Annotated in this window: 7 protein-coding genes; 3 read left to right on the top strand and 4 right to left on the bottom strand. The window is 69.5% G+C overall.

Annotated features, from left to right (window positions below):
* A partial coding sequence (mgtE, locus tag RTO53_RS18255) for a magnesium transporter (RefSeq protein WP_312239127.1) occupies positions 1–1,096 on the top strand: 1,096 nt, incomplete at its 5' end.
* A gap of 16 nt (positions 1,097–1,112) precedes the next feature.
* Here mgtE and waaA read toward each other — a convergent pair.
* On the bottom strand, positions 1,113–2,411 hold the full coding sequence (gene waaA, locus RTO53_RS18250; protein WP_312239126.1) for a lipid IV(A) 3-deoxy-D-manno-octulosonic acid transferase: 1,299 nt from the start codon (positions 2,409–2,411) through the stop codon (positions 1,113–1,115).
* Positions 2,412–2,497: 86 nt separating this feature from the next.
* Between waaA and RTO53_RS18245 the strand changes: the two genes are divergently transcribed.
* Positions 2,498–3,418: an LpxL/LpxP family Kdo(2)-lipid IV(A) lauroyl/palmitoleoyl acyltransferase gene (locus RTO53_RS18245; RefSeq protein ID WP_312239125.1), complete on the top strand. Its 921-nt coding sequence runs from the start codon at positions 2,498–2,500 to the stop codon at positions 3,416–3,418.
* A gap of 155 nt (positions 3,419–3,573) precedes the next feature.
* Here RTO53_RS18245 and RTO53_RS18240 read toward each other — a convergent pair whose 3' ends face one another.
* From RTO53_RS18240 to RTO53_RS18230, 3 genes are read right to left on the bottom strand one after another with little or no spacing between them, the layout of a single operon-like run.
* On the bottom strand, positions 3,574–4,896 hold the full coding sequence (locus RTO53_RS18240) for an O-antigen ligase (protein WP_312239128.1): 1,323 nt from the start codon (positions 4,894–4,896) through the stop codon (positions 3,574–3,576).
* Positions 4,877–5,989: a glycosyltransferase gene (locus RTO53_RS18235; protein WP_312239124.1), complete on the bottom strand. Its 1,113-nt coding sequence runs from the start codon at positions 5,987–5,989 to the stop codon at positions 4,877–4,879. Before RTO53_RS18235 ends, RTO53_RS18240 begins: the two co-directional genes overlap by 20 nt.
* 15 nt (positions 5,990–6,004) lie before the next feature.
* Positions 6,005–6,202 carry a zinc-finger domain-containing protein gene (locus RTO53_RS18230; protein WP_312239123.1) on the bottom strand — a complete coding sequence of 66 codons (198 nt, stop codon included), beginning with the start codon at positions 6,200–6,202 and terminating at the stop codon, positions 6,005–6,007.
* A gap of 385 nt (positions 6,203–6,587) precedes the next feature.
* On the opposite strand from RTO53_RS18230, the gene RTO53_RS18225 reads away from it, so the two are divergent.
* The coding region (locus tag RTO53_RS18225; RefSeq protein WP_312239122.1) for a glycoside hydrolase domain-containing protein at positions 6,588–8,375 on the top strand (1,788 nt) is incomplete at its 3' end.

Below are 8,375 nucleotides of genomic sequence, written 5' to 3'. Positions count from 1 at the left end.
CTTCAACCGCCTCGGCGACGATGCCAGAAAGGCGTTGCTGCCCGCACTGACCAGGGTCGAGCGCGACGACATCCTGAAGATGGCCGCCTATCCGGAAGATACCGTCGGCTCGGCGACCACCTCCGATTACGCCTGGGTAGCGCCACAGATGACGGTCGCCGAGGCGATGGCGCACCTGCGCGCCACCGCGCTGGACAAGGAAACCGTCAACATCGTCTTCGTGCTCGACGACACCTTACGGCTGCGTGGCAGCGTCTCGCTGCGCGATCTGGTGCTGGCCGATGCGGACACCTTGATCAGCACGATCATGCACGCCGACCCGGTCTTCGCCCAGGCGCACTGGCCGCGCCTGCAGGCCGCCGAACGGATCCGCCGTTACGACCTGCTGGCGCTGCCGGTGCTCCACGACGGCGGGCGCATGATCGGCATCGTCACCGTCGACGATGCGATGGACATCGAGAAGGAGCAGGACGCCTCGCAGCTGGCGCGCTTCGGCGGAACGTTGAGCGCGCATGGCACCGACCTGGACGTGCGCAACACGCCGCTGAAGCAGATGTTCCGCGTCCGCGTGTTCTGGCTGGCGATCCTGACCTGCTTCGGCATCGCCACCAGTACCTTCGTGGCTGCACAGGAAGAACTGTTGACCCAGGTCATCGTGCTGGCCGCCTTCATCGCCCCGATCGTGGACATGGGCGGCAACACCGGCAGCCAGTCGGCCACGCTGGTGATCCGCAGCATGGCACTGGGCGATCTGAAACTGAGCTGGGCCGATGTGTGGTTCGTGATCAGACGCGAGCTGCCGGTGGCGGCCGCGCTGGGCGTCACCATCGCGGTACTCGAAGCCATCCTGGCGTACTTCAGCAAGGGCGTGGGCATCGATGTGCTGCTGGTGGTGGGCTCCAGCATGCTGGTGTGCACCGCGCTCGGCGGCGTCATCGGCGCGCTGCTGCCCTTCGCCGCACGTCGCATCGGCACCGACCCGGCCACGCTGTCCTCGCCGATGATCACCTCGATCATGGATCTGATCGGGGTGTTCATCTACTTCGGTTTCGCTTACCTGTTCCTGGGCGATCTGCTGGTTGCAGCGGCGGCGTGAACCGGCGATCGGCCGTTCATTCCACCGGCGGTGGAAGGTGCGGGGCGATCAGGGCCACGGTGCGTTCCAGCGCGCCGCGGCCATTGCTCACCAGCATGCAGCCGGCGCGCGCCATGTCTTCGCGCGCCTGCGGATCGCGCAGCAGGGTCAGCAGTGCATCGCCCACGCCCTGCGCATCCTCGGCGATCACCACCGCGCCGGCCTCACGCATGCGGCGGGAAATCTCGGCGAAGTTGTGCAGGTGCGGCCCGGTGACCGCCGCGGTGCCCATCGCCGCCGGCTCCAGCAGGTTGTGCCCGCCGATGGCCTGCAGGCTGCCACCGACGAAGGCGACCTGCGCGCAGCCGTAGAAGGACATCAGCTCGCCCAGGGTATCGATCACGAACACGTCGGTGTCGGCCTGCGGCCACTGCTGCTGGCGCCGCGTGGCGACCTTCCAGCCCTGTTCGCGGGCCAGCGCTTCCACCCGCGGGAAACGCTCGGGGTGGCGCGGCGCCCACAACAGCAGCAGGCCCGGCAGCGCCTCGCGCAGGCGTCGGTGCAGGTCGAGGGTCGCCTGTTCTTCGCCTTCGTGGGTGCTGGCGGCGATCCACACCGGGCGATCGGCGGGCACCAGCCGATGGAATTGCGCGACGAAGTCCTGCACGTTGGGCGCGGCGATATCGAACTTGAGGTTGCCCAGCGCCTGCACCTGTTCGGGCAGCGCGCCGAGGTGGATGAAGCGTTCGGCGTCGTCCTGCGACTGCGCGGCCACGCAGGTCACCGTGCGCAGCGCGCGGCCGATCAACGCACTCAGCAGCCGGTAGCCGCGCAGCGAGCGAGCCGACAGGCGCGCATTGAGGATGTACACCGGGATGCCGCGGTCGCGGCAGCCGAACAGCAGGTTCGGCCACAACTCGGTTTCCAGGATCAATGCCAGGCTTGGCTTGAAGTGGCCGAGGAAGCGGCCGACGCTGCCGGGCACGTCGTAGGGCAGGTACACATGGTCCAGCGCATCGCCCCACAGCGCGCGCACGCGCTCCGAGCCGGTCGGGGTGATGGTGGTGATGACCCAGCGGATGTCCGGGCGCAGCGCGCGCAGCGCGTTGACCAGTGGCGCCGCCGCGTTGACCTCGCCCACCGACACCGCATGCAGCCACACCCGCGGCTGGCCGCTGGAGTGCGGATAGGAGGCGTAGCGCTCGTCCCAGCGGCGGAAGTACTCGCGCACCCGGAACCCGCGCCAGACCAGGTGGTACACGGTGATCGGCAGCAACAGGTACAGCACGGCCGAGTACAGGCCGCGCAGGATCCATTCGACAGGGCTTTTGCGCATGCGCAGAGGATACGGGAGCGGCGCGGGGAAGGCATCCCGTGCCGCCGTGATGGGCCTGCCGGGATGCATCCTTTAGAATCGAGGGCATGTCAGATAACGCTTCCACCGCTACCCGCCCGTCCCTGCGCGATCCGCGCAACTGGCCGATGTTCGCCGTCATGTTCGCCGCCTTCGGCGTCGCCCGGCTGCCGTGGATGCTGCAGCGCGCACTGGGCCGCGGCGTGGGCACCGTCGCCTACCGCCTGGCCGGCAGCCGCCGGCGCGCGGCCGAAGTCAACCTGCGGCTGTGCTTCCCGGAGAAGGACGAGGCGTGGCGCCAGCGCCTGCTGCGCGACAGCTTCGACGCGCTGGGCGTGGGCATCTTCGAGTTCGCCCGCGCCTGGTGGGGCAGCATCGACAGCATCCGCCCGCACGTGCAGGTTGAAGGCCTGGAACACCTGCAGCGCATGCAGGCAGAGGGCCGTGGCGTGCTGCTGGTGTCGGGCCACTTCATGACCCTGGAGATGTGCGGGCGCCTGCTGTGCGACCACGTCGATCTGTCGGGCATGTACCGCAAGCACCGCAACCCGGTGTACGAATGGGCGGTGAAGTTCGGCCGGCTGCGTTATGCCAAGGCGATGTACGCCAACGAGGACATCCGCGCCACCGTGCGCCACCTCAAGAAGGGCGGTTTCCTGTGGTATGCGCCGGACCAGGACATGCGCGGCAAGGACACGGTGTTCGTGCCGTTCTTCGGTCACACCGCTGCCACCATCACCGCCACGCACCAGCTGGCGCGGATGACCGGCTGCGCGGTCGTGCCGTATTTCCACCGTCGCGAGGGCGGCAGGTATTTCCTCAAGATCGGCGCGCCGCTGGAGAACTTCCCCAGCGAGGGCGTGGAAGCCGATACCGCCCGCGTCAACCAGGCCATCGAAGCGATGGTGCGCGAGGCGCCGGACCAGTACCTGTGGATCCACCGCCGCTTCAAGCGCCAGCCGGGCGGCCGCAGCGATTATTACCGGTAACCCGGCCCCCTGCGGTAGAGCCACCCCATGGGTGGCTGCGCGGTGCCCACCGGTAGAGCCACCCCACGGGTGGCTGCGTGTGACAGCGGATCGGAGACCAGCCACCCATGGGGTGGCTCTACCGGGGAACGCGTGCAGCCACGCAGGGCGTGGCGCTACCCCTCGTCTTTGGCCAGCAGGCTGCCCGCATACAACGCGGCCAGCAGCAGGGTCAGCCCGCCCCAGAAGGTGGAATAGAACGCCAGGTGGGTGTTGAGCGGAAACACGGTTACCGCCAGCGCCAGCATGGCCGGGCGTGCGCGCTCGCGCGCCGCCAGCGGGGCGAAGCGCCAGGCGCGCCAGGCCTGGGCCACGGCGGCCAACCACAGCAGCAGGCCGAGCACGCCGGTTTCGGCCAGGATCTCCAGCACGATCTGGTGCGCATGCAGCGCCGGGCCCTCGCCCCACACTTCCTGCGCCTGCGGCGCCGGATTGCAGGCCGGGTAGGCATCGCGGAAGCCGCGCGCGCCCACACCGTTGACCGGGTGTTCGCTGATCATGCAGCCGGCGGCTTCCCAGATCTGCGCACGCCCGGACAACGCCTGGTTGACCCCGTCACCCTCGCCCTCCCACGCCATCGCCGTGCGCGCCACGCGCTCGCGAACCTGCACCGAACCCAACCCGACCGCGACGGCCGCAACCAGACCGACAGCGAGGCAGGCCAGCAACGCGCGCGCGCCCAGCAGACGCCACCCCGAGTACACCACCACCAGGGCATAGGTCAGCCACGCCGCGCGTGAGCCGGCCAGCACCAGCACCACGCCCACTGCCGCGGTGGCCAGCCCCCAGCCCCACAGCCCCCCGCGCCGCGCCGCGGCGAACAGCAGGAACGGCGAGAGACTGGCCAGCACCTGGCCGAACTTGAGATTGCACGGCCCGAGCACGCCGCTGAGCCGGTCGGCCGCCGCCACTTCCTGCACGCTGCACAGGCCATGGCCGCTGATCGCCCATTTGAGCTGGTCCATCGACCAGAACAACGGGCTGGTACCGAACGCCGCCTGGGCCAGTGCGTCCAGTGTCCATATCGCGGCGACAAGCGCGATGCCGCCCAGGGTCAGGCGGCGCCGCTGCGGCGTGGCCACGGCGATCGCCACCAGCCACATGAAGGGCAGATAGCGCAGCCCGGCGGCGGTCTTGCGCCATGCGGTGGCCGGGTCGATGGCATCGAAGGCGGAGAACGCCTGTGGCAGCCAGTAGCCCAGGAACAGGATGCTGGTCAGCGCCCACGCCGGTGCGCTCAACAGGCGTTGTTTGCCCTGCATGCGCAGCTGCACCATGCGCACGGCCGCGTACAGGGCTCCCAACACCAGCACGGTCTCGGCGATGCCCGGCAACGGCCACAGCGCCACGAAGGCGAGCACCCACCACGGCGCCCAGTAGCCCGCACGGGAGCCGGGTGAGTCAGGCGCGAGGGCCGGCTCAGCCGGCGAGCGAGGTATAGAGCTGGAGCGTGTCACGCTGCATCGCCTGCAAGGTGAAAGGAATCCGCGTGGGCAGGCTGGGCGGTTGCCGCAGCAGCTGCTGCGCGCGCGCCAGCAGGGCGGCACTGTCGTGCAAGGCTACCGCACCGGACGGTTGCAGCTGCGTCAACAACTCACCGACGCCGCCGTGGTTCCAGCCGAGAACCGGGCGGCCCACCGACAGCGCTTCGAGCACGGTGCGGCCAAAGGCCTCGGCCTTGTCCGACACCTGCAGCACCAGATCGCTGGCCGCATAAGCCTGGGCGATGCGCGTGGTGGGCGCGGTCATCAGCACTGCATCGCCGATGCCGAGCGTGCGCGCCTGCGCCTCCAGCTCGGCCACGTACGCCTCGCGGCCGGGCTCGCGGGTGCCGGGCATCCACAGTCTGGCCGGCACGCCCGCCGCGTGCAGGCCGGCGATCAACTGCAACGCATGCCGGTGGCCCTTCAGGCGGGTTCCGCGACCGGGCAACAGCAGCAGCGGGGCATCAGTGCCCAGCAGGGGGTATTGTTCGGCCACGGCCAGCCGTGCACGGCGGTCGTTGCGCGCCACGCGCGGGAACTGGGCCACGTCCACGCCGCGCGGAATCACCTGCAGGCGCTCGGCCGGTACGCCAGGGTAGTGGGTCTGGACGAAATCGCGCACGCTGTTGGACACGCAGATGACGCGCTCGCCGCTGGTCATCACCGCGCTGTAGCGGCCCGGCGAGTTCAACCCGTGCACGGTGGTGACCCAGTGCGGGCGCTGTGCCGGCGGCAGGTTGCGCAACGCGTACAGGCCCAGCCACGCCGGCAGCCGCGAGCGCGCATGCACGATGTCCGCCCCGACCTCGACGAACAGCCGGCGCAGGCTGAGCACGTGGCGCAGGGTGAGCAGTGATTTGCGCCCGATGTCCAGGGTGAGGTGTTCGGCACCGCTGGCCAGCAGCGGTTCGACCAGCCGCCCACCGGCAGACACGACGATGGCCCGGTGGCCGGCGGCAACCAGGGCGGAGGCGATTTCAAGGGTGGAGCGTTCAACCCCGCCGGAGTGCAGCGCCGGCAGCAGCTGCACCACGGTCAGTCGGCGCACGGACGCAGCCGCGGCTCAGTCGGCCAGCACGAACACGGCGCCGCAGTACGGGCACTTGGCCTCGCAGTTGGGCTCGTCTTCGATCGGCAGGTACACGCGCGGGTGCGAGTTCCACAGCGCCATTTCCGGAGTCGGGCAGCTCAGCGGCAGGTCGGCGCGATGCACGGTGTAGCGCTTCTCGGCGTTGGCGGGCGCAGTGGCGGTATGGCTCATGGCGTGGACACACAAAGGAATTGCGAAGGTATCGATTCTAGCACCCGGCGCTGCGGCATCGCCGCTGCGGGCGAACGTGGCATGCCAGGGCGGCGCGCATTGCCGGGAAACTGCACCGTTCTTTTTAAATCGATCCAAAGTGACTGTCAACCGCGCAGGGATCTAGCGGTTTTCCAGTGTTTGGATCGAACTAAATGGCACTTGCCAGCGTCCCCATGCCTGTTGCAGCATCGGACCGGTTCGATTCCTGCCCCGATCGCATGGCCCGTCCCCCGCCGGACCTGCATCGCCCTCCTGTCCGCCGCTGGCGGCCGGGGTGATGCTGTCTGCCGTGGTCGCCGATGCGGGCTCTGCCTGCCGCCTGCCCTACCCGGGAGTTCCCTGCATGTCCCTGCCCGTTCCGCGCCCCGCCCGCCACGCCATGCTGCCGCTTGCCCTCGCCGTGGCCTGTGCCTCGCTCGCCCTGCCCGCGTTCGGCCAGGGCCTGCAGACCTCCTTCGAGCCGGGCCAGCCGATCCCCTCGGTCGGCAAGCAAGCGCTGCAGATCGAAATCGGCAACGGTCCGCGCGCGCCGTATGCGGCCAAGGCCGGCGTCGGCTACACCGGCCTGCACGCGCTGCACTACGCCAGCGCCGGTGGCCCCCAGCAGCGGCGCCTGTTCGATACCGACATGCGCATCGAGGCCGACACCGCGTTGAGCTGGCTGGTGCTGCCGGAGATCGTCGGCGCGGACACCGTGGCCTCCACCTATGTCTCGCTGGACCTGGTGCTGGACGACGGCAGCCGGGTCTCGGCCAGCGGCGCGCGCGACCAGCACGGGGTGGCGCTGGGTGCGACCGCGCAGGGCGATTCGAAAACGCTGTACCCGCAGCAGTGGGCACGCAAATCGGTGCGCCTGGGCGAGGTCGCTGCGCTGCGCGGACGCCGCGTGGTGGGTGTCGAACTGCAGGTGGCCAGCGCCGTCGGCGCGCCGGTGTCGGGCTGGATCGACGACGTGCGCCTGGACGCGCAGCCGCGCATCGCACCACAGCGGCCGTCGGACTGGGTGCTGACCACGCGTGGCACGCAGGCCAACGGTACGTTCTCGCGCGGCAACAATTTCCCGGCCACGGCGGTGCCGCACGGCTTCAATTTCTGGACCCCGGTCACCGATGCCGGCGCGTTGAACTGGCTGTACCGCTGGAACGAGCAGAACGATGCCAGCAACCGGCCGCGCCTGCAGGCGCTGGCGCTCAGCCACCAGCCCAGCCCGTGGATGGGCGACCGCCAGACCTTCCAGGTGATGCCCTCGGCCAGCCGCGGCGTGCCCGAGGCCGACCGCGGCAAGCGTGCGCTGGCGTTCTCCCACGACAATGAACTGGCCCGACCGTATCGCTACGACGTGCGCTTCGACAATGGCATCGCCGCGGCGATCGCCCCGACCGACCACGCCGCGTTGTTCCGCTTCGAGTTCCCCGAAAAAGGCGACGCCAACCTGCTGTTCGACAACGTCGACGCGCGCGGCGGGCTGACCCTGGACGCCGCCACGCAGACCTTGTCCGGCTATACCGATACCCGCAGCGGCCTGTCCAACGGCGCCACCCGCATGTACGTGGTGGCCAGCTTCGACAAACCCTGGCGCAGCAGCGGGCAGATCGACACCGGCCGTGCCACCGGCTATATCAAGTTCGATGCCGGCAACGACCGCCGGGTAAACATGCGCATCGCCACGTCGCTGATCTCCCTGGAACAGGCGCGCCACAACCTGGCACTGGAACTGTCCGCCAGCGACGACCTGGAGCGCGTGGCCGCACGCGCGCAGGACGCCTGGGATGCGCGCCTGGCGCCGTTCGACATCGGCGATGCCAGCGACGACCAGAAGACCACGCTGTATTCCAGCCTGTACCGGCTGTACCTGTACCCCAACGCCGGCCATGAAAACGCCGGCACCGCCGCCGCGCCCGACTGGCGTTACGCCAGCCAGGCCAGTGCCGCCGATGACAACACCGACGGCAGCGCCACGCGCAGCTTCGCCCCGATCCGCGACGGCAAGGTGTACGTCAACAACGGCTTCTGGGATACCTTCCGCACCACCTGGCCGGCGTATGCGCTGTTCACCAAGGACGATGCAGGTGCGCTGGTGCAGGGCTTCCTGGAGCAGTACCGCGCCGGTGGCTGGGTCGCGCGCTGGTCC

This window comes from Stenotrophomonas sp., from assembly GCF_031995405.1.
GTDB lineage: Bacteria > Pseudomonadota > Gammaproteobacteria > Xanthomonadales > Xanthomonadaceae > Stenotrophomonas.
This window is presented reverse-complemented; position numbering and strand designations above follow the sequence as displayed.